Source organism: Nereida sp. MMG025 (assembly GCF_021654165.1).
Classification (GTDB): Bacteria; Pseudomonadota; Alphaproteobacteria; order Rhodobacterales; family Rhodobacteraceae; genus Nereida.
Genome location: NZ_JAKFZN010000004.1, coordinates 148,859 through 170,272 on the forward strand (window position 1 = coordinate 148,859; position 21,414 = coordinate 170,272).

Here is a 21,414-nt window from a genome sequence, read left to right on the forward strand (position 1 = left end):
TCCTTATTTCACTGCGCCAAAGGTAAGACCTTGGACCAATTGTTTTTGACAGAACCAGCCCAATACGACGATGGGGCCAACGGCTGCGGTGGAGACTGCGGAGAGGCGACCAAAGAACAGACCTTCGGGTGCGCGGTTCCCTTCGATGAGCTTTGACAGCGTCGCGGCTTCGGTGGTGGTCAAGCGGACTGTCCAGTACGCTTCGTTCCAGCAGAAGATGAAGACCAGCAAGGCAGTGGAAGCAATGCCGCCCCAAGCCAGTGGGATCAGGATCTCGCGAACCTCGCCCCATGTGGTCAGCCCGTCCATCTGGCCTGCTTCGATGATATCCTTGGGGATGTCCTTGAAGTAGGTGAACAGCATCCAGATCGCGATGGGCAGATTGATCAGGCTGAGCACCATGACAATCAGAAAGTGCGTATCATACAGACCCACTGACTTGGTCAGGAAGATCATTGGATAGAGCACCGCCGCGGCTGGCAACATCTTGGTCGACAGCATCCACATCAGGATGTCTTTGGTTCCGCGGCTTGGATTGAATGCCATTGCGTAGGCGCAAGGCACGGCCACGACCAATGTGAAGATGGTTGCCGCGACAGAGGTGATGATCGAGTTCGTGGCAAAGCGCCAGTAGTCGTAGTTCTCTGTCATGTTGGCATAGTTTTCGAGCGTCGGCGTGAACGAAAACAGCATCTCGGGTTTCACCGCATCGGCATCGGTCTTGAAGCTTGTCATGACCATGTAGGCGATAGGAAAGAAGAAGATCAGGGCAACCAACCAAGCCAGGATAGGCCAAGCGATTTTCGAAAACTTCGTGTGTTGTGCAACGATAGCCATTGAATTTACTCCATCAATGTCTTGCCGATCATCCGAAGAAGGAAGATAGCGACAATGTTGGCAAGGATGACGGCGAAGATCCCAGTAGCGGACGCGGCACCGATGTTGTTGTTAACCAATTCCCCGATGTAGTAGGGCAGGTTCTTGTTCCCGTTGCCGCGGCTGACAATTTCGATTTCAGCATAAAGCGACAGGTGGAAAATGGCCTGGATCATGACCACAATCGCGATTGGGCGACCAAGGTGTGGCAATGTCAGGAAGCGGAACTGAGACCATGCACCCGCGCCGTCCAGAACAGCAGCTTCTTTTTGCTGTTGGTCCTCTGATTGCAGCGAGGTCATGAAGATCAGGATTGCAAAGGGGGTCCACTGCCACGTCACCATCATAATAACAGCGTAGGCAGAGGTTTGCGTGGCACGGAACGAAATGGGTTCGAACTGTGGCCAGAGCGAGAAGAACCAACCCACCAGCGGCGCGTCCTTCAAACCTGCGATTGTTGTGTTGATCGCGTCGACCGCGATGCCCTGCAGGCCAAGCACCGGATCAAGCAACATGTTGATCCAAAGAACGGCGTTCACAGCGGGCATAACAAAGAAAGGCGAAATCAGAAGAACGCGCACCATGCCACGTCCCGGGAAGCTGCGGTTGATCAAGACCGCCACTGCGATACCAAGAGCGACTGTGAGGAATAGAATGCTGCAGACAATCAGCAGCGAGTTTTGAATGGCAAGCCAGAACGCGTCCTGGTTCCACACGTATTCGTAGTTTCCGAACCCGCGCCAGTTATCGATAGAAGGCGATGTCCATTCGGGGCGACGCAGGTTGTTCAAAACGTAACGGATGAACGAGAAGAACAGCGTCATGCTCAGGGGGACGAGCATCCAGAACAGCAGCAAAAGAACAGCTGGCGTCTGAAGCAGTCGGGGGATGGTACGATTGGCCATGACTAGAGACTCTCCGCAATGCGAAAGGGATTAAAAGATATGCGATTTTCGCTGTTTAGGGTCGTCTCACGGGGCTCGTTATATGGCTAACCGTTGGTGTCGACCGTGTTTCCCGCATGGGGAAGGGGTGGCGAGACCCTATAAAACAAGGGTCTCGCCGAAGGTCTAGGCTTAGTAGTAGCCTGCTTCTTGCATGATAGCGTCTGCAGCTTGCTGAGCGTCAGCCAGTGCTTCGTCTACTGTCTTGGCACCCGAGAGAGCGGCTGCAACTTCTTGTGCAACTGCCGAACCCACTTCTGGGAACTCGGGGATCGCTGCGAACTGAACGCCTACGTATGGCTTGATTTCAGTCGCGGCAGGTGCTGCGCTTTCAATCGCTGCAAGCTCGGCCGATGCGAATGCAGCAGCAGCTTGGAACTCTGGGTAAGCGTATGTCGATGCACGTGTACCTGTTGGTACCGAACCCCAACCGAACTCTGGGTGCTCAGCTACGGCTTTGATGTACTCTTTCGACGTTGCCCACTCGATGAAATCACGGGCTTGCTCTGCGTTTTCTGTGCCGGCAGGAATTGCCATGGCCCATGCCCACAACCAGTTCGCACCAACTGGGTTACCAGCGTTTGGCGACTGAGCGTATGCAACACCGTCTACTTCAAGGAACGAAGCAGCGATTGTCGCGTCGATCCACATGCCACACTTGCCTTCGTTATAAAGAGCAAGGATTTCGTTGAACGAGTTACCTTCCGAACCGGGAGGGCCATATGAACCAAGCAGGTCAACATAGAACTCGATCGCGGCTTTCCATTCGTCGCTTTCCAGCTGTGGTTTGTAGTCCGCGTCGAACCATGCGCCACCGAACGAGTTCACAACAGTTGTGACGAACGCCATGTTGTCACCCCACCCTGGCTTACCGCGCAGGCAGGCGCCGTAAACGCCAGCGTCTGGGTTGTGGATCGCAGCGGCTGCTGCTTTCACGTTATCCCACGAGTCGTTGTCGGCGATTGTGACGCCAGCTGCGTCTGTCAGGTCCTTGCGGTACATGACCATCGACGATTCACCGTAGAATGGTGCAGCGTAGAGTGTGCCGTCGTGCGACAGACCGTTGCGCATTGCTGGCAGCATGTCGTCCAAATCGTACTCAGCACCGAATTCCAGTGGTTCAATCCAGCCTGCTTGACCCCAGATTGGAGCTTCTTGCATGCCGATGTTGATGATGTCGTACTGGCCGCCACCTGTGGCGGTGTCCGAAGTGACCTGCTCGCGCAGAACGCCTTCTTCAAGCGAAACCCAGTTCAGCTTTACACCAGTTTCTTCTGTGTAAGCTTCAGCGACCTTTTGCATGTTGATCATGTGGCCGTTGTTAACAATCGCGATTGTCAGTTCGCTGTGTGCTTCTGCATAGGCGCCAGTGGCCAGCAAAGACATTGCTGTTGCTGCACGAAGTGCATTCTTCAGTTTCATAGTAATCCCTCCCTTGGATCGATGTCTTAACGATGTCGAAAACATGACGCCCCGTCAATAAAAACTTTACGAGCGTAAAAATAAAACTAGTTGCCTGACATTTTATGCAGAGTCCCGCATGATCAGTTTTCCCTCTATGTAGCTATTTTGCATGGGGATTTCCTGATCGTTCAGCTTTGCCATCAGCAAATCGAAAGATTGACGCGAAATTGCCTCAAAGTCCTGGGCGATGGTTGTGAGCGGCGGACAAGTGAACCGCGAGAAGGGATGATCGTCCTGTCCCGCGATTCGAATGTCTGTATTTGCCCCTAGCCCGACAGTGATTCCCTTTTCATAGGCGGCTGTGAGCAGACCAATGGCAATGCGATCGTTGCTGCACAGGATCGTGTCGGATGTGAAGGCTTTGTCCTCGAACGCTTTAAGGCCTGCTTGCAGTCCGATTTCTTCAAAGCTCCACCCTTCGCCATCGGCCTGAATGATCTGCGGATCGTGGCCGTTGGCCTCCATGGTTTCGATATAGCTGTTGCGGCGTTTGCGTGCGTTCGGGTTTGCAGGTGTCTTCATCTCGAAAAAACAGGGCGGTGATCCTGTGCGGCACAGGTATTCCACCATTGTTCTGGTAAATTGCGGGTTGTCTGCCCCAACAAAAGGCACGTCCAGGCCGCTTAGCTCACTATCAAAAAAGACAGTGGGGATATCATCGCAAAACCGTTCTATTTCAAGCCGATCGGACGCGCGGCCCAAGGGTGCCATCAACAAGCCAGCCGGTTTCATCGCGCGAAGGGCTTCTAAAATCTCGACCTCTTCTTCGGGGTGGCCATGTGCGGTGAAAACCGTTGGACGATAACCTGCTGAATGGCAAAGCAGCTCAATCGTGCGGGCAAATTCAGCAAACACAGGGTCGGCAAGATAGGGCACAACAATGCCGATGTTGTTCGTCAGCTTGCGGTTCTGATTCATCGCGTAGATGTTCGGACGATAGTTGAATTCGGCCAGCTTCTTTTCGATTTTATCGCGTGTCGATGCGCGAACACTATCGGGGTCATGGAAGTATTTTGACAAGGTTGGACGGGACACGCCGCTGACCTCGGCAAACTCCTCCATATTGCGTATCTTTGTCGTGGCCATTGGTCATCCTCACCTGAACCTTCCGCATCATTTTTGGCAGAAGTGTTGGGAGAAGTTTACATAAAGTTCGCAAAGTTGTCTCGAGCTAATTTATTTTTGACGCGAATTAGCCTTTCTTGCGCGGCAATGCGCGGGGGTGATCCGTGGAACCTACACCGGGTCTGCAACCTGGTGCGGTTGCATAGATTTCCCGCCATTGGAGCGTTCATTTCGACCTGCGTGCGCGACACTTCAGAATTGCTAAAGGTTGGTTTTCCGGTTCTCCGAAACTGAGTGAAAAAATTCCCTCTGCTTTGGCCATTTTGCCCCTTTAGGCTGTCTGGTGCCTTGAATGGTCCGAAGAATTCAGCACGATCGCTGTGGGACGCCGTTCAACAATCCGGCGGGTGTATTCATCTTTCAGAAGGGTCAGCAAAATGGCGCGCAGCTATTTGAAAAAAGCAATCCTAACGGCGGTTTCGGATGCGTCTGATGTCCATGACACCGTCAGCTCCATTTTGGCAGATATCGAAGCGGGCGGAGATGCAAAGGCGCTGGAATATGCCGCAAAATTTGATGGCTACGATGGTAACGTGGTGATGAGCCAAGCCGAGATTGAGGCCGCATGTGCATTGGTGCCCGAAAAACTGAAAGCAGACATTCACTTTGCACACCGCAATGTGCGCCATTTTGCCCAAACGCAAAAAGCAACGATGCAAAACGTCCAAACAGAAATATCACCGGGATTTATCGCAGGGCAAAAGGTGATCCCTGTTGACGCGGCTGGCTGCTATGTGCCTGGCGGGCGGTATAGCCACATCTCGAGTGCGATTATGACAGTCACAACTGCAAAAGTTGCAGATTGCAAGCATATCACCGCGTGTTCGCCGCCGCGCGCAGGTGTCGGGATCGCACCCGCTGTTGTGTATGCAGCTCATATTTGCGGGGCTGATGAAATCCTTGCGATGGGTGGCGTCCAGGGGATCGCTGCGATGACCTTTGGTCTATTCGATCTTCCGAAAGCCAATATTCTTGTTGGGCCTGGCAACCAATTTGTGGCCGAAGCAAAACGTATCCTGTTCGGGCGGGTCGGGATTGATATGATCGCAGGGCCAACCGATAGCCTGATCATCGCTGATAAAACGGCAGATCCGTTCATCGTGGCCACGGATTTGGTCAGCCAAGCCGAGCATGGCTACAACAGTCCCGTCTGGTTGCTGACGGACGATGCGGCTCTGGCTGAAAAGGTCATGACGCTTGTGCCGCAATTGATTAATGATTTGCCACCGCTGAACCGTGACAACGCGTTGGCCGCGTGGCGTGATTATGCAGAGGTCGTGTTATGCGATGACAGGGAGGATTTGGTCGCCTGTTCGGATGAATATGCGCCAGAGCATTTGACGGTTCAGGCGGATGATCTGGATTGGTGGTTGTCGCGTTTGTCCTGTTATGGCTCGCTCTTTCTGGGCGAAGAAACCACCGTTAGCTACGGGGACAAAGCCACAGGCACGAACCATGTTCTGCCCACATCGGGTGCTGCAAGGTATACGGGCGGGCTGTCCGTCCACAAATTTATGAAGATCGTTACATGGCAACGGGCCACCCGAGAGGGCAGCAAAGAGGTTGCTGAGGCGACCGCGCGTATCTCGCGGCTGGAGGGGATGGAAGGACATGCACGATCGGCAGATGTGCGTTTGGCCAAATATTTCCCGTCAGAGCGGTTTGATTTGTCAGCTGATTGATGAGCTACGCTGCTTCTGGCCATCCCTATCCTGCCTTTTGTGCCAAAGCGCGGCCTTGAAGCGCCAGATCCGCAATAACATCGCGCACAGCATCGTTGCCAAGCGGGTTGGACGCGTTGCCGTCCAGACTGCGCCTTAGCACACCTTGCAAGATCGCCAGAAAGCGGAAATGCGCAAATGCCAGATAAAACGTCCAATCCTTGGGGGCTGGAATGGCGCGGCGCGTGCAGTAGGCGGCGACGTATTCATCTTCAAGCGGAAGTCCAAGCGCCTTTCGGTCCAGCCCGCCAAGTCCTTTGAACACGCCTTTATGTGGCAAACGCCAATGCATGCATTGATAGGCCAGATCAGACATTGGATGGCCAAGAGTGCTGAGTTCCCAATCAAGAAGCGCGGCAACGGTCGGGGCATCGGGCGCGAACATCATGTTATCGATCCGGAAATCCCCGTGGACCAGTGACAAACTTCCGTCATCAGCGGGTTTTGCCTCTTCCAGCCATGCCCCGAGCCAGTCGGCATCTGGCAAAGCCTCTGTTTGGGAGGCGGCAAAGGCAGCGCGCCATGTGCGCAACTGGCGAGCGAAAAAGCCCGATGGTTTTCCGTAGTCGCCCAAGCCAATCCTGTCTGGTCGCACGTCATGCAAGTCTGCCAGCGCCTTGTTCATCGCGTCATAGATTGCGCCGCGCGTCTGCGGTGTCTGATCTGGCAGGGCAGGGTCCCAAAAAACGCGCCCCGCTATATGCTCCATGACAAAGAACTGACTGCCCAACGGCGTGTCGCCGTCGCTTAGGTGAAACACCTTTGGAACGGGGATGGGTGTCGCCGCCAACGCTTGCATCACACGAAATTCGCGGTCTACGCGGTGCGCCCCGGGAAGTAAGGTGCCCAAGGGTTGCGCCCGAAGGACGAACCGTTTGCGTCCCGAGGACACCAGATAGGTCGGGTTGGATTGCCCATCGCTGAACTTTTCAAATTTATCCAGCGGCCCCATGCCTTCGACATGCCGTTGCAGATACATCTGAAGTGTCGCGTGATCATAGCTGTGCATGTGTTTCCCCCTTCCCATATCTGACCGCACGGGGCAGCATGGTGCAAGATACAACGCGAGGGAGGGGCGCAATGGATTTTTCAATCAGGGCAGATGTGCAGACCCAATTAGAGGCCGTACGCGCGATGGTGCGTGATGAGATCATGCCGATGGAAGACGCCTATGCCAAAGAAGTGGCCACAGGGGATCGCTGGCAGTTCACATCACGCCAAACCGAAATTCTTGAAACCCTCAAGTCCAAGGCGAAGGACGCGGGATTGTGGAATTTTTGGCATACCGAACAGGGTGGCCCTGGTCTGAGCACAGTTGAATACGCCTATTTTGCCGAAGAAATGGGCCGGTCTGCACTGGCTGCGGAGGTTTTTAACTGCAACGCACCCGACACCGGCAATATGGAGGTGTTTGCAAAATACGGCACGCCCGAGATGCATGCGCAGTGGTTGGCGCCGTTGATGGCTGGCGATATTCGCAGCGCCTATCTGATGACAGAGCCTGACGTGGCCAGTTCGGATGCAACCAATATAGCCATGTCTGCTGTGCGTGATGGGTCCGACTATGTGCTGAACGGCGAGAAATACTGGGCCAGCGGCGCAGGCGATCCGCGCTGTGCTGTCTATATCGTTATGGTCAAAACGGGCGGCGACGAGACGCCAAAACATCAACGCCATTCGATGATTGTCGTGGATGCCAAAAGTGATGGGATCGAAGTGCTGCGCCCGATGGAAGTGTATGGCCATGATGATGCGCCCCACGGTCATATGCACCTTCGTTTTACCAATGTCCGCGTCCCCGCGGCAAACATGCTGTTGGGCGAAGGGCGTGGGTTTGAGATTGCGCAAGGCCGTTTGGGGCCAGGGCGTATCCACCACTGCATGCGTCTGATTGGTCAATCCGAATTGGCGCTGGAACATTTGTGCAGACGTGCCCTGAACCGTGAGGCCTTTGGAAAACCCCTTGCGCAGCTTGGTGCGAATTTCGACATTATCGCCGATTGTCGGATGCAGATAGAACAGGCGCGGCTTTTGTGTCTCAAAGCGGCCTGGATGATGGATCAGGGGGATGCGCGTGCCGCGGCGCCTTGGATCAGTCAGATCAAGGTCGTAGGCCCGCAGGTTGCGCTGAAAGTTATTGACGAGGCGGTTCAGGTGCATGGCGGGACGGGAATATCACAAGACACGCCTTTGGCGCGTATGTGGATCGGCGCGCGTTGGTTGCGCTTGGCCGACGGACCAGATGCGGTGCATCGCAGACAGGTTGCGCGTGCAGAACTGCGTAAATACACGCAACAAAAGGTTTAGATGGGCAGGTAGATCAGCGCTTCACTCAGCGATCCAAGCACAGGCATCACACTGCCGTCTTTGAGCGAGTAATAGACTGTTTTGCCATCGCGACGGGCCTCGACCAGTCCGTCTTCGCGCAGGCGGCTGAGCTGTTGGCTGACGGCCGATTGCCGGATGTGCAAAAGCTTTTCCAGCTCTCCAACCGATCGTTCGCCCTTTTCAAGATGGCACAGGATCATCAGTCGGCTTTCGTGCGCCAAGGCTTTGAACAATGACGCGGCTTTATCAGCATGCGGCCCAAGTCGTTCCACCAGCCCTAAAGTTTCGTCTCGCATCATGTCTATCCTACAGCCTACAAAACTGTAACGTAAACTAGACAGTCTCTCAACTTGCTTTAACGTCGCAGGTTATCTTGTTTTGGGAGGCGCGCCGCCTTCAAAGGCGTTCGGCGCGTCATATCTGATCTCACTGGCCTGCATTTCCAGATGCAACCCTTGGTCCAGGTAGGGATGATCGCGCGCAAGTTTTTCATCCACATCGATGCCCAATCCCACCGCATTCGACGGGATAATATAGCCGCCTTCAACGCAAAGCGTGTTTCTGATCAGTGCCGAATGAAAATCTGTTTCAATCGTTTCGGCCATCAAAAGGTTTGGCAGGCTGGTGGCCAAGGCGATATTGGCGGCCCACTCGATAGGCCCTGCATATAGGTGCGGCGCGATCTGTGCGTTATAGACTTCAGCCATCGCTGCGATCTTTTTTGTTTCCCAAATACCGCCTGCGCGTCCCAAAGCGGGTTGTAAGATCGTCGCAGCGCCTTGGCGCAAGACGGGGGCGAATTCCGCTTTTGTGGTCAATCGTTCTCCTGTTGCAATCGGAATTGAGGTGGCTGCCGCCACACGGGCCATTTGCGCGGCGTTGTCTGGCGGGATCGGTTCTTCAAACCACAGCGGTTGATAGGGCTCAATCGCCTTGGCCATGCGGATTGCACCGCCCGTGCTGAATTGGCCATGCGTTCCAAAAAGCAGATCCGCCCGATCTCCGACGGCGTCCCGAATGGCTTTGCAAAAGGCAACCGACAAAGAGATGTCATGCATCGAAGGCTGATGGCCGCTTCGTATGGTGTAGGGGCCCGCGGGGTCGAATTTTATCGCTGTATAGCCGCGCTCGACAGCATCAATCGCAGCCTCGGCAGCCATCTCGGGGCTACTCCAGAACTCCGCGATGTTGTGCGTTTCCAAAGGATAAAGATAGGTATAGGCGCGGATGCGATCATTCACTTTGCCACCCAAAAGCGCCCATGTGGGACAGTCACGGGCTTTGCCCAGAATATCCCAACAGGCGATCTCAAGGCCTGACCACGCGCCCATTACTGTTAGGTCGGGGCGCTGCGAAAAGCCAGCCGAATAGACCCGCCGAAACATCAATTCAATATTCGCGGGGTCTTCATTTCGCATGTGCCGTTCAAAGACATCTTCGATCACACTACGCATCGCATCAGGGCCAACAGATGCCGCATAGCATTCGCCCCAACCCACCAGCCCGTCATCGGTGGTCAGCTTCACCAAGATCCAATAGCGCCCACCCCAACCCGGCGCAGGTGGTGCGGTCACGATAATGTCAAGGTCCTGCAGCTTCATGCTCTGTTCCAATTCATTTGCTTTGACGCATCACCGCCGCACCTGATGTCATCATACTTCCTGCCGAACCCACAAGATTTCTTTTGTTTGCAAATATCCTGCAGGGGTTTGGGGATGCAAAATCCCCAATTCCGACGGTAGCTCTTTGCATGCGTTGCGATCAAAAGACGATCACGTTGCGTTTTGCACTGCCCGATTTCGTATCTGCAATGGCTTCGTTGATTTGTTCCAGCGACCAACGCCCCGAAATCAGCTCGTCCAGTTTTAGGCGGCCCTGGTCATAAAGGTCTATCATCCAAGGGATATCGCGCTGGATGACCACATCGCCCATCTTTGATCCGACCATGCCCTGACCCGTGGCAGCCAGAATCACAGGCTCATAGGAAGACGTCGCGCCGGAATGTGGCATCCCAACCATCACCACCTTGCCGCCGCCTGCAAGATAGCGTGGTGCTGTGTCATATGCGGGAATAGCCCCGACGGTCACGATGACGGCATCTGCACCGCGCCCCATGGCCTTGAACGCGGCTTTCCAAGGCTTTGCTTGCGTCGCGAGCAGGGTATCGGTGGCCCCAAACTCCCGCGCAATGGCGAGTTTATCTTCTGTCATGTCAACCGCTACAATCCGTCTTGCGCCTGCAATCCGTGCCCCTTGAATGGCATTCAGCCCAACGCCGCCTGCACCAATCACCACAACGTCCTGACCTGCGCGCAAGCCCGCAGCGTTGACCACCGCGCCCACACCCGTGATGACGCCGCACGAAAGCAAGGCCGCCGCTTCGGCGGGCATTGCGGTGTGCATCTTAACAATTTGGCTTTGATCGACGACAACGCTTTGTGCAAAAGCGCCGCAGGCCATTGCTTGGTGTAACGTGCCACCATCGACGGTCTTTAGCGGGCCATGGTCCCCGTCATAAGGGGTTTCGCAGATGGTCGGCTTGCCCCCCGAACAGGATGGGCACTGCCCACATGCACGGATCAATGTAACCACAACCTTGTCGCCTTGCGCGACCTGTGACACGCCCGCGCCGATCTGTGTGACTGTACCAGCGGCTTCATGCCCGTAAACGGCTGGAAGAGACCCGCCCCAAGCGCCTTCGGCAAAGGAGATGTCGGAATGGCAAATGGCGACCGCATCCAGTTTGACCTGCACCTCCCCTGCAAGGGGGGCGCGCAACTCGACGTCTTGGATGGTCAGTGGTTCGCCAAAGGCATGGCAAACAGCGGCTTTGATTGTGGGCATGGGCGGTATCCTGCAAGCTAGAAGTGCCCACAGTCTTTCGCGCTAAGACCCGTCTGACCAGCCCAAAAACGACCCTTTAAGTGGGCGAATGTCCCATGCGCCGCCACGTCATAAAGACGGCCAGACACACGATCATCAGGCTTGCCGACAAAGCAAAGGCCGAGCCTGGCAGATACAGCCCCTTGTCATCGGTGAAATACCAAAACGTTTGGGTCATCACCAATGGGGCAAATATCATCGCTATGGATTTGGCCGAGGCGATCACGCCTTGCAATTCCCCTTGCTGATCATCACCTGCGGCCTTGCTCATCAACCCTTGCAAGGCAGGAGTGACCACCGCACCAAAGGCAGTGATCGGGGTGAAGGCCAAGACAATCCAGCCATTGTCGACAAGCGTCAGCACAATGAAGGCAAAGAAATTGAAGGTGAAGCCATAAAGGATCGTTTTCACCTCGCCGAAACGGGGCAGAACGATGCGGATCAAGAACCCTTGAACGATCACCATCGAAATCCCGAAAGAGGCCAGCGAAAGACCCACCATCGAAGGCTCCCATCCAAAACGCTCTTGCGTGAAAAAAGCCCAGATTGCGGGGTAAACGATGAACGCAAATTCGTAGAGGAAGAACAATAAAAGGAGGGCGCTAACGCCTTTGAGCTTTGATATTTGCAGCAAGGCACCAAGCGGATTTGCGCGGCGCCATTCAAAGGGGCGGCGGATTTTATCGGTGACCGTTTCAGGCAGAACAAAGAAGCCGAGCAATAGATTGGCAAAGGCCAGCGCAGCTGCCGCATAAAAGGGCGCACGGGTGCCGAATTCGGCCAGCAATCCGCCGATTGCAGGACCAAGCACAAACCCCACGCCGAAGGCCGCGCCGATCAGCCCAAAATTGGCCGATTTCTTTTCGGGCGGTGAGATATCCGCAATGAATGCGGCGGCTGTGGATTGTGTGGCGGCTGTAATGCCGCCGACAATCCGCGCCGCCAAAAGCAACCAGATGGATCCCGCCAAGGCCATCACAACATAGTCGATCGCCATAATCAAAAGCGAAACCAGCAAAACCGGCCGCCGCCCAAAGCGGTCTGACAATCCGCCAAGAATTGGGCCAAACAGAAACTGCATCACCGCAAAGGAGGTTGCCAGCACACCGCCCCACACAGCCGCAGTGCCAAGGGTGCCCCCATCAATCTCGCGGATCAGATCCGGCATGACTGGCAGAATGAGCCCAATGCCCATCGCATCCAGCGTAAGCGTGATGAGGATGAAAACGAACGGCAGGCGCGGGTTTTTCAAGGGAATGGCAGCATCGGACATAAAGGGGGTCGGGTCAGATATGGCCCGTCTTTCGCAAAAATTCGGTCAGGATTTCTGCATACGCCTCTGGCTGGTCAACGCAAGGTAAATGCCCCGAACGCCGCATCAGATGAAATTGCGAGCCTGGTATCAGATCAACGGTTTCGCGCACCAGATCAGGCGGGGTCGAGCCATCATGCGTGCCGGCAATCCCCAGAGTGGGCAGACGCAAGCCGCTTGTCGGTGTGTAAAAATCCGTGCCCTTGATCGCACTTGCGGCCCCGATAAACCCCTGCGGGTCGGTTGCCAAAAACTGTGAGCGGATATGCGTATGGCGCGGCAGTTGTCCAAACCAGCGGTCTTCGGACGCGTCTATAACGGCTTTCATCCCGTTTAGGCGGACAGCATCGATCCGGTCGGCCCATTGGTCGACACTACCGATCTTGGCTGCCGTGTTTGACAGAACCAGCACGCGCACAAGATCGAGCCGTTTGACCGCAAGACCTTGGGCAATCATGCCACCAAGTGACAGGCCGACGACGGCCGCGTCCTTGATATCAAGCGCGCCAAGAACGTCTTCGGCGTCGCTGACAAGCTGGCCCATGCCGTAGGGCGGCGCCGTGACCTGTGAGTGTCCATGCCCGCGCAGATCGGGTCGGATCACCTGCAAGCCTTGCGGCAGATGGGGCATCACTGCATCCCACATTGCAGCAGACAGGCCTAACCCGTGCAGTAACAAAAGGGGGGCACCTTCGCCGCTTATATGCACGGCAAGATGCGCGCCGTCACGGGTGATGATGGGGCGGTAAACACGATCAGACATCAGATGGTCCAAGGCGCATATGGGCGATGATCTGCCCGTGGTCCGAGGCAAGTTTGTTGTAAGGGGCCTCGGCATGTGAGCCATCGGTCAGGTGATCGTTCAGCACATTGAAATACTCCATCTCGCCCAATGTGCCGCCTTCGTCGGGCACAAAGTGGCGGGACATGTAAATCTGATCAATGCTTTCAAATGTGCCGCCAAAGGCCGCTGTGTATACCATATCGCGGGTGGACTTGCGGATGAACTGGCGTTCAGCCGAATGAAGACGCACGGCACGGATCGCCTCTTGGATCGCCTCGTTTTCGGCGTCGGTATAGCGATCGTTTGCGCGGGTGGCATCGTGACGGCGCATCCACGCGTAATTCTTGAACGGTGTTTCGCCGCTGATGACTTCCGAGCTGACAGCGTGCTCACCATCATTGAAGTCACCAAGCACCATAACAGGGTGTCCCGCCTGCAGTTCTTTGACCACAGCGCGGCGTAGCACCCAGGCTTCGGCCATTCGGCGCAACGCGGCACGCACAGATCCCATAGCGCGGCCCGCGGGATCATAATTGGTGATATCCACTTCCTTGGGGGCAGACCCGTCAGCTGCCGGGGGGTATTCGCCAAGTTTGGATTTAAGGTGGCAGTTGAAAACGGTAATGATCACGCCATCAATCTGGATGCGGATCTTCAAAATGGGCCGCGAGATACGGGTCAGACGATAAAACCCTGCGTCTTCACCTGTTAAATCGCGAAAGGGGATATCAAGCGGTTCTGGCAGATGCTGGATCACTTCAGGCTGTCCAACAAACGGGTGTCGCGACAGCACAGCAACGCCGGGGCGCCGTTGACCTGGCCCGCCGTCCTGCGCATTGGGCGCAAAGGCAAGATGTGCATTCGTGTAGGGTGTGTATGCCAATTTGCGAAAGATCGCTTTGCGGTGGTAGCGTTTGGAGCGATCAGGCACGACCGCTTCGTTTGTGGCAATGCCCCGCGCATCTGCCTCGGCAATGACGGCACGCAGGGGGGCTTCGTCGAAAATCTCTTGGAAGCAAACGATATCGGCGTCCATTGTCAGCAGCTGATCGGCCAGCCAATCCTCTTTCCACGCGTATTCTTCGGGCGTGTATTTTTCGAAACGGTAGTATTCCTGATCAGGTCCAATCAGGTTTTTCACGTTGAAACTTGCGATAGTAAAGCGTGTCATTCAAGGCCCTTCAAGGTGTCCAATGCGCGGGCAAACATAGGCGCGTCCACATTGCCGCCGCTGGCTGTGCAGATGATGGTGTCTTGCGCGATATCGTCGTTGTGGAAAAGCGCTGCCGCAAGGGCCGAAGCGCCACCCGGTTCCAAGACCAGCTTGAGGCGCAAAAAGGCCTGTGCCATGGCGCGCAAACACTCTTCATCGCTGACCAGAACGGGTGTGGCGCAAAGCCTTTGCATGATCGGAAAGGTCATGTCGCCCGGGTGCGGCGAGATAATTGCGTCGCAAATACTGCCCGTGGTCTTTGCATTGCGTTCTATTTTGCCAGAAGCGAGCGACCTGGCCACATCATCAAACCCGACAGGCTCTATGGGATGAACGGGTATGTGTGGCGCATCGGCTTGCAAGGCAAGTGCGATACCGCTGGTCAGCCCGCCGCCGCCGCAACAGGTGAACATAGCTGCGTCCTTAATCCCGTGTTGGGCGGCTTGGGCTGCAATCTCAAGACCGATTGTGCCTTGCCCTGCGACCACGAAAGCGTTGTCGAAGGGCGCGATCAGATGCAGGTTTCGCTGCGCAGCAATTTCGGAACCGATGGCTTCGCGGCTTTCGGTCTCTCGGTTGTATAATACAACCTCAGCGCCCAATGCCCGTGTGTTGTCAATCTTCAACTGGGGCGCATCGGATGGCATGACAATCACACTTGGCAAACCCTTCAGCGCGGCAGCATAGGCCACACCTTGGGCATGGTTGCCGCTGGAAAAGGCGATGACACCATCTGTGCCCTCTGGAAGTGCCGTAATGGCTGACCATGCGCCCCGAAACTTGAAGGATCCCGTGTGTTGCAGGTTTTCGGCTTTTACAAAAATGCGCTTGCCCGCGATGTCGTCCAAAAACGGCGATGACAGAAGGGGCGTGCGCCGCGCGTGCCCCTCAAGGCGCGTGGCGGCATCGCGGATCATATCAATATTCATAGCAGGGCTGTCCACTTCTGTAGGGCGTCCAAGGCCTCTGGTTCATCCAAAAAGGGAATATGCGCGCGGTCTGGCACGGTTGCCGTGATCATATCGGGACGCCGTTTGCGCATGTCTGCAAGCGTTTGTGCCGACAGCAAATCGGAATTCGCACCGCGGATGGCGCAAATCGGCAATCCGGCCAGCGCATCAAAAAGCGGCCAAAGGTCAGGGGCGGGTTGTGCACCCGCGGCGGCCACGGCATCGGCCAAGGCCGGATCATAGGTGATGTGCAGGCCATCAGGGGTCTGATGAAACAACGTCCGCACCTCGTCTTGCCAGCGCGACAGTGGGACATTGGCAAAGCCACGCATAATATCCCCGCGGATCGCCGCAGCGTCCGCCCATGTTTTTTGCGAAGGATTCTTGCCGATATAATTCATAATAACGTCAAGACCGCGTGGATCCAATTCCGGTCCAATATCGTTCAGGCATACGCCCGTCAGCCTGTCATGCGCGATTGCAGCCAAAACCATCGCAATCAACCCACCGCGCGAGGTGCCCAGAATTGCGGTCTGTTCCAGTCCAAGATGATCCAGCAAATCCAGCACGTCCCGCGCTTCATTTGCGATTTGATAGGTTGCAGGATCTGCCCAGTCCGATTTGCCACGCCCGCGATAATCAAGGCGGATTACGCGGTGATCTGCCAGATGCGGGGCGACATAGTTAAAGTCCTGCCCATTGCGCGTCAGCCCAGACAGACACAGGATGGGCGTGCCTTCGCCGTGATCGGTGTAGTGAAGTGTGATGCCATCATGTGCGGTAAATGTGGGCATCAGATCAGGTCCATCAGAGTGGTCAGGTCGGGTAGGATATGATTGGGCGCCGCATAGAGCCGATCAAGCGGCGCACCGCCGCGATTGACCCAAACGGTCTGAAATCCGTAGCCCGCAGCACCCGCTGCATCCCATCCATTGGAACTGACGAACAGGATTTGATCGCGTGTGCCGCCAAATCGGCTCTGAACCATGTCGTAAACACGGTCATGCGGCTTGAAAATACCAACGTCATCGACGCTCAGAACATCATCCAAAAGGGACGCGATGCCTGCCGATTGCACTGCACCGTCCAGCATGTCCCTTGATCCGTTTGACAAGATTGCAGTGTTCAGTCGTTGGTCTTTCAAGGTGCGCAGCATTGTAGGCACTTCGGGGTAGGCCGAAAGCTCCCAATAGAGTTTGAGTAAACGATCGCGCAGGGCGGGTTCGGTGAGTTTGCCGGCTTCGAGCGCCCAGTCCAGGCCATCTTGGGTGACCTGCCAGAAGTCAGTGTGATGCCCTGCGATGGTGCGCAGCCATGTGTATTCCAACTGTTTCAAACGCCAGTCCGAGGCCAGTTTTTGCCACACATCTTTCAAGCCCTCATGTGCGGGGTCCTCAGCTGCTTGTCGGGCGGCGGCTGTCACGTCGAACAATGTGCCATAGGCATCGAATATACAGGTGGTGATCGTCATGGCGGGCCTTTCAAATTGGTCCGTCCACAGTGCGCAGCGCGCGTGCGGGGTCAAGTCTTTGTCGCTCGAATGTCCGTTGGTTGGTTCAGGACAGCACAATGGCGATGAGCCTTAATGGGCCGCGATCAATACCGTCAGAGGTTTTCGCTCTGTGGCATGCCAAGGACATGGTAGCCGCCATCGACGCGGATGATCTCGCCCGTGGTGCAAGCCCCTGCGTCGGAGGCCAGATAAACGGCGGTGCCGCCCACAGCCTCAAGGGTTGCATTGCTGCGCAGTGGCGCGTTCTGGTCCGTATGTTTATAGGTCTTGCGCGCGCCCCCGATGGCCGCCCCTGCCAGTGTTTTCATGGGGCCAGGGCTGATGGCGTTGACGCGGATTCCGTCTGGGCCAAGGTCATTGGCCAGATAGCGTGTCGCAGATTCCAAAGCGGCCTTGGCCACGCCCATGACATTATAAAACGGTGTGACGTGGTTGCTGCCCTGATATGTCAGGGTCAGCAGGGTGCCACCGTTTGGCATAAGCGCGGACGCGCGTTTGGCACAATCGATAAAGCTATAGCAACTGATCGTTAGCGAATTCTTGAAGTTTTCGCGCGATGTATCGCTGATGCGGCCTGTCAGTTCATTTTTGTCGGAAAACGCGATGGCATGGACCAGAAAGTCGATGCTGCCCCAACGGGTTTTCAACGCGTCAAACGCGGCGTCCATGCTGGCGTCGTCGGTGACATCCACGTCGACCATGAAGTCACTTCCGACACTTTCGGCCAAGGGCGCAAGGCGTTTGCCAAAGGCCTCACCCTGATAGGTGAAGGCCAGTTCTGCGCCCTCTCGGTGCATTTCGCGTGCAATGCCCCAAGCGATAGAACGTTCGTTTGCAACACCCATGATGAGGCCGCGTTTTCCTTTGAGCAGGTCTGCCATGGTCTGTCCCTTTGTATTTTTTTCTTAGGTGGAGGGTTTGGCGGGTCGCGTCAAGCGAGGTGTAGGGTCGCCTTCGCGCACGAAGCCGGGGATTTCGGGGCCTGCTTGGTCGTTGTCGTTCAGCCATAAGGCGTAGGAGTGGTGATGGTGATCATAGTGGGCATCGCCCGACGGGTCCCACCCCATGTCGATGCCAAAACGCACCCATTTTTCGACCACAGCGGGTGTGATGGTTTCAAGCGCGCTGCGAGGCTGGCCTTTTTCAAGGCTGTTGGGACCCATGATGCGCAGCTGGACTTTTGCGGTGCCTTGGACCACCAGTTTGCCGCGGCGTGATGTGCCCGACCAGACGTAGCGCCAGCGCAGATCATGCCCATCGAATATAATGGGACGTGATCCTTTGGTGGGCAGCGTCACGTGGGTCAGTCCTGAAATTTCGACAGCAACATTGACCCGTTGGTGCCGCCAAACCCGAAGGAGTTGGTCATGATCGTGTCCAGCCCTGCGTTGTCGACGCGGGTGGTGGCGATTTCGGCAGGGTTCAGCGCAGGATCGAGGGTTTCCACGTTGATCGACGGCGCGATGAAGTCGTCTTGCAGCATCAAAAGGCAATAGACGGCTTCGGACGCGCCAGTCGCACCCTGGCTGTGGCCCGTCATCGATTTGGTCGAGCTGATGGGCGGTGTGCTTCCTTCGCCAAATACGCGGCGCACCGCTTCGACCTCGCCCACATCGCCCACGGGTGTGGAGGTGCCATGCGCGTTGATGTAGCTGATCTTGCGGCCCTCGGGCAGGGTTTGCAGGGCCATGCGCATCGCGCGTTCGCCGCCTTCACCAGATGGGGCCACCATGTCGGCGCCGTCGGATGTTGCGCCAAGCCCTGTGACTTCTGCGTAGATTTTCGCACCGCGCGCTTTGGCGTGGTCCAGATCTTCCAGCACGACCATCGCGCCGCCGCCTGCAATCACAAACCCATCGCGGTCGGCGTCGAACGCGCGGGAGGCGCGGGTGGGGGTGTCGTTATACTTGCTACTCATCGCGCCCATCGCGTCAAAGAGGCACGACAGCGTCCAGTCCAACTCTTCGCCGCCGCCTGCAAACATGACGTCTTGTTTGCCCATCATGATCTGTTCAGCCGCATTGCCGATGCAGTGCAGCGAGGTCGAGCAGGCAGAGGTGATGGAATAGTTAATGCCCTTGATCTTGAAGGCCGTGCACAGGTTGGCACTGATCGTCGAGGACATGCATTTTGGCACGGCAAACGGCCCGATGCGTTTGGTGGCGCCTGTTTTCTTGACGACCTCATGTGCCGCGAGCATCGCCGATGTGGACGGCCCGCCTGATCCTGCAACCAAGCCTGTGCGCGGGTTCACAATGTCTTTTTCTTCAAGGCCCGCGTCCGCAATTGCTTGTTCCATCGCGATATGGGCATAGGCCGCACCCGGCCCCATGAAGCGCATGGTGCGTTTGTCGACATGTTCGGCAGGGTTGATTTTCAGCGTGCCTGCGATCTGACTGCGAAAGCCGTGTTCGGCCATTTCCTCAGACGCGACAATGCCACTGGTGCCTGCCTTCAGGGCGGCTGTGACTTCGGTGGCTGAATTTCCGATAGGGGCGACAATCCCCAAACCTGTGACGACGACGCGGCGCATGTGATGGCTCCCTCAGTTGGCTAAACAGATGTCTATTGAAGTGAGAACGGCGGAGCAAGAGGCGCCTAAGGCGTTAACTCTCGCTTAACGCGACCTTCATATCCTTGACCTGATAGATCACTTCGCCGTCGGCCTCTACAATCCCGTCGGCCACGCCCATTGTCAGGCGGCGGGTTTGGATCGCCTTGCTGAAATCTACTTTGTAGGTCAGCATCTTTCGGTCGGGGCGGACCATGCCTGTCAGTTTGACCTCGCCCACGCCAAGCGCATAGCCACGGCCCAACCAGCCGCGCCAACCTAGGTTAAAGCCCGTCAGTTGCCACAATCCATCCAGACCAAGGCAGCCGGGCATAATCGGATTGCCCGGAAAGTGGCAGTCGAAAAACCACAGATCGGGTGTGATGTCGAATTCCGCGCGAATATGCCCTTTGCCATGTTCGCCGCCATCGCCCGATACCTCTGTGATACGGTCCATCATCAGCATGGGTGGTGCGGGCAACTGCGCGTTGCCTTCGCCAAACAGCTCACCACGGGCGCATTTCAGCAGGTCATCTTTGTCAAAGCTTGTGGGATATTGTGACATGGCGCATCTCGTTCTTATCAAAGGGATAGTCTGTTTCGACGTCCTGGCACCCCTATCATTTGACAAGACAAAAGTGCAAGCCAACGCAAGTTTCTGGGCAGGCGACCACTGGTCGCGGGGGGCGGGCCTGTGCGCTTGGGGGATGACCATTGAAAATCATTCGCAAAGCGCTTTATATACTGGCTATGGACCAGATTGAACAAAAGCCCCTTTCCGATGCACTGGCGCGTGCCGCCAACTGGCTGTCGAATGGTGGTGTGCGCCCGACAAAGCAACGGGTGTCGCTGGCGACACTGTTGGTAGGCGATGGCAATGATCGACACGTCACTGCCGAAAGCCTGTTTGAGGCGGCATCGCAATCGGGTGAAGGCGTGTCACTGGCGACGGTCTACAATACCCTGCGCGCCTTTTGCGACGCAGGCATCATGCGCGAGATTACGGTAGATGGTGCGAAAAGTTATTTCGACACCAACATCACCGATCATCCGCATTTCTTTTGGGAAGATACCGCACAGCTGACAGATGCGCCGGCAGAAGACCTTGAGATTGCACGGTTGCCAAACGTGCCTGAGGGTGCGGAAATTGCCAGTGTGGATGTTGTGATCAGGTTACGGCGCAAGTGAAGTAAGGTGGATTGATATCCACCTTACGTTAACCATTGCACGATATCCCTAACGGCATGAGCCAATATCGCCGTTTTTATGTTCCTGGCGGAACCTACTTTTTCACAGTGCGCTGCCATTCGCGGCAGGCCACCTATCTGACAGACCATATCGATCTTCTTAGGGCGGCGACACGGGTCACCATGAACCACGCGCCTTTCACGATCGATACGGCGGTGATCCTGCCCGACCACCTGCATATGATCTGGACGCTTCCCGTAGGTGATAGTGACTTTTCAAGTCGCTGGCGGCTGCTCAAGGCGACCTTTTCAAGGCATATGCCTACACCTCTGGATCGGACCGCTGTTATGAAAAAGCGCGGCGAGAAAGGGATTTGGCAGCGCAGGTTTTGGGAGCACGTCATTCGGGATGCAGATGATCTGACGCGCCACCGCGCTTTTGCACATGCTGCACCCGTTCGGGCGGGACTGTGCGCGCGTCCACAAGACTGGGTGCATTCAACAGCCCAACGCCAACGTGCGACCGCGTTCGCGTTTGGCCCGATTTGACAGGTAAGGTGGAT

General features: G+C 56.0%; 22 protein-coding genes. 4 read left to right on the top strand and 18 right to left on the bottom strand.

The features are described from left to right. Positions 1-3: 3 nt before the first annotated feature. From L1065_RS12605 to L1065_RS12620, 4 genes are all read right to left on the bottom strand, one after another. Positions 4-837 carry a carbohydrate ABC transporter permease gene (locus L1065_RS12605; RefSeq protein WP_237095852.1) on the bottom strand — a complete coding sequence of 278 codons (834 nt, stop codon included), beginning with the start codon at positions 835-837 and terminating at the stop codon, positions 4-6. Positions 838-842: 5 nt separating this feature from the next. Beyond that, complete coding sequence (locus tag L1065_RS12610; RefSeq protein WP_237095853.1) at positions 843-1,781, bottom strand: carbohydrate ABC transporter permease; 939 nt, start codon at positions 1,779-1,781, stop codon at positions 843-845. A gap of 171 nt (positions 1,782-1,952) precedes the next feature. Further along, complete coding sequence (locus L1065_RS12615; RefSeq protein ID WP_237095854.1) at positions 1,953-3,242, bottom strand: sugar ABC transporter substrate-binding protein; 1,290 nt, start codon at positions 3,240-3,242, stop codon at positions 1,953-1,955. Positions 3,243-3,344: 102 nt separating this feature from the next. After that, positions 3,345-4,370: a LacI family DNA-binding transcriptional regulator gene (locus L1065_RS12620; RefSeq protein WP_237095855.1), complete on the bottom strand. Its 1,026-nt coding sequence runs from the start codon at positions 4,368-4,370 to the stop codon at positions 3,345-3,347. Positions 4,371-4,786: 416 nt separating this feature from the next. Here L1065_RS12620 and hisD point away from each other — a divergent pair, with 416 nt between their 5' ends. Then, positions 4,787-6,091: a histidinol dehydrogenase gene (hisD, locus tag L1065_RS12625; RefSeq protein WP_237095856.1), complete on the top strand. Its 1,305-nt coding sequence runs from the start codon at positions 4,787-4,789 to the stop codon at positions 6,089-6,091. A 25-nt stretch (positions 6,092-6,116) separates the two neighbouring features. On the opposite strand, the gene L1065_RS12630 is transcribed toward hisD, so the two are convergent. Next, positions 6,117-7,139 carry a phosphotransferase family protein gene (locus tag L1065_RS12630; RefSeq protein ID WP_237095857.1) on the bottom strand — a complete coding sequence of 341 codons (1,023 nt, stop codon included), beginning with the start codon at positions 7,137-7,139 and terminating at the stop codon, positions 6,117-6,119. Positions 7,140-7,210: 71 nt separating this feature from the next. Here L1065_RS12630 and L1065_RS12635 point away from each other — a divergent pair, with 71 nt between their 5' ends. Then, a complete protein-coding gene (locus L1065_RS12635) occupies positions 7,211-8,437 on the top strand; it encodes an acyl-CoA dehydrogenase family protein (RefSeq protein ID WP_237095858.1) in 1,227 nt (408 codons plus the stop codon). Here L1065_RS12635 and L1065_RS12640 read toward each other — a convergent pair. From L1065_RS12640 to fabA, 13 genes are all read right to left on the bottom strand, one after another. Then, positions 8,434-8,757, bottom strand: a complete 324-nt coding sequence (locus L1065_RS12640; protein WP_237095859.1) for a helix-turn-helix transcriptional regulator — start codon at positions 8,755-8,757, stop codon at positions 8,434-8,436. The two genes, L1065_RS12635 and L1065_RS12640, sit on opposite strands and share 4 nt — an antisense overlap. 69 nt (positions 8,758-8,826) lie before the next feature. After that, positions 8,827-10,059 (bottom strand): mandelate racemase/muconate lactonizing enzyme family protein, encoded by a 1,233-nt coding sequence (locus tag L1065_RS12645; RefSeq protein ID WP_237095860.1) that lies wholly within the window; start codon positions 10,057-10,059, stop codon positions 8,827-8,829. 160 nt (positions 10,060-10,219) lie between these two features. Continuing rightward, a complete protein-coding gene (locus tag L1065_RS12650) occupies positions 10,220-11,302 on the bottom strand; it encodes a Zn-dependent alcohol dehydrogenase (RefSeq protein ID WP_237095861.1) in 1,083 nt (360 codons plus the stop codon). Positions 11,303-11,378: 76 nt separating this feature from the next. Continuing rightward, entirely contained in the window at positions 11,379-12,614 is a 1,236-nt protein-coding gene (locus tag L1065_RS12655) for a TCR/Tet family MFS transporter (protein WP_237095862.1), read from the bottom strand. A 13-nt stretch (positions 12,615-12,627) separates the two neighbouring features. Further along, positions 12,628-13,416, bottom strand: a complete 789-nt coding sequence (gene pcaD / locus L1065_RS12660; protein ID WP_237095863.1) for a 3-oxoadipate enol-lactonase — start codon at positions 13,414-13,416, stop codon at positions 12,628-12,630. Then, on the bottom strand, positions 13,409-14,608 hold the full coding sequence (locus tag L1065_RS12665) for an endonuclease/exonuclease/phosphatase family protein (protein ID WP_237095864.1): 1,200 nt from the start codon (positions 14,606-14,608) through the stop codon (positions 13,409-13,411). The genes pcaD and L1065_RS12665 overlap by 8 nt, the downstream gene beginning before the upstream one ends. Continuing rightward, positions 14,605-15,579 (bottom strand): threonine/serine dehydratase, encoded by a 975-nt coding sequence (locus L1065_RS12670; protein WP_237095865.1) that lies wholly within the window; start codon positions 15,577-15,579, stop codon positions 14,605-14,607. Before L1065_RS12670 ends, L1065_RS12665 begins: the two co-directional genes overlap by 4 nt. Next, positions 15,576-16,394: an alpha/beta fold hydrolase gene (locus tag L1065_RS12675; RefSeq protein WP_237095866.1), complete on the bottom strand. Its 819-nt coding sequence runs from the start codon at positions 16,392-16,394 to the stop codon at positions 15,576-15,578. Before L1065_RS12675 ends, L1065_RS12670 begins: the two co-directional genes overlap by 4 nt. Further along, on the bottom strand, positions 16,394-17,071 hold the full coding sequence (locus L1065_RS12680) for a haloacid dehalogenase type II (RefSeq protein ID WP_237095867.1): 678 nt from the start codon (positions 17,069-17,071) through the stop codon (positions 16,394-16,396). The genes L1065_RS12675 and L1065_RS12680 overlap by 1 nt, the downstream gene beginning before the upstream one ends. 134 nt (positions 17,072-17,205) lie before the next feature. After that, positions 17,206-17,994, bottom strand: coding sequence for an enoyl-ACP reductase (locus L1065_RS12685; RefSeq protein WP_237095868.1), 789 nt, complete (start codon positions 17,992-17,994; stop codon positions 17,206-17,208). Between the two features lie 24 nt (positions 17,995-18,018). After that, positions 18,019-18,411 (bottom strand): hypothetical protein, encoded by a 393-nt coding sequence (locus L1065_RS12690; protein ID WP_237095869.1) that lies wholly within the window; start codon positions 18,409-18,411, stop codon positions 18,019-18,021. A 5-nt stretch (positions 18,412-18,416) separates the two neighbouring features. Further along, the gene (gene fabB / locus L1065_RS12695) at positions 18,417-19,646 is read right to left on the bottom strand and encodes a beta-ketoacyl-ACP synthase I (protein ID WP_237095870.1); all 1,230 of its coding nucleotides are present in this window, start codon (positions 19,644-19,646) and stop codon (positions 18,417-18,419) included. 73 nt (positions 19,647-19,719) lie between these two features. Next, the gene (fabA, locus tag L1065_RS12700) at positions 19,720-20,229 is read right to left on the bottom strand and encodes a bifunctional 3-hydroxydecanoyl-ACP dehydratase/trans-2-decenoyl-ACP isomerase (protein ID WP_237095871.1); all 510 of its coding nucleotides are present in this window, start codon (positions 20,227-20,229) and stop codon (positions 19,720-19,722) included. A gap of 185 nt (positions 20,230-20,414) precedes the next feature. Between fabA and irr the strand changes: the two genes are divergently transcribed. Both irr and L1065_RS12710 read left to right on the top strand, forming a co-directional pair. Further along, the gene (gene irr, locus L1065_RS12705; RefSeq protein WP_237095872.1) at positions 20,415-20,852 is read left to right on the top strand and encodes a Fur family transcriptional regulator Irr; all 438 of its coding nucleotides are present in this window, start codon (positions 20,415-20,417) and stop codon (positions 20,850-20,852) included. Positions 20,853-20,908: 56 nt separating this feature from the next. Continuing rightward, the gene (locus L1065_RS12710; protein WP_237095873.1) at positions 20,909-21,400 is read left to right on the top strand and encodes a transposase; all 492 of its coding nucleotides are present in this window, start codon (positions 20,909-20,911) and stop codon (positions 21,398-21,400) included. The last annotated feature ends 14 nt before the right edge of the window (positions 21,401-21,414 follow it).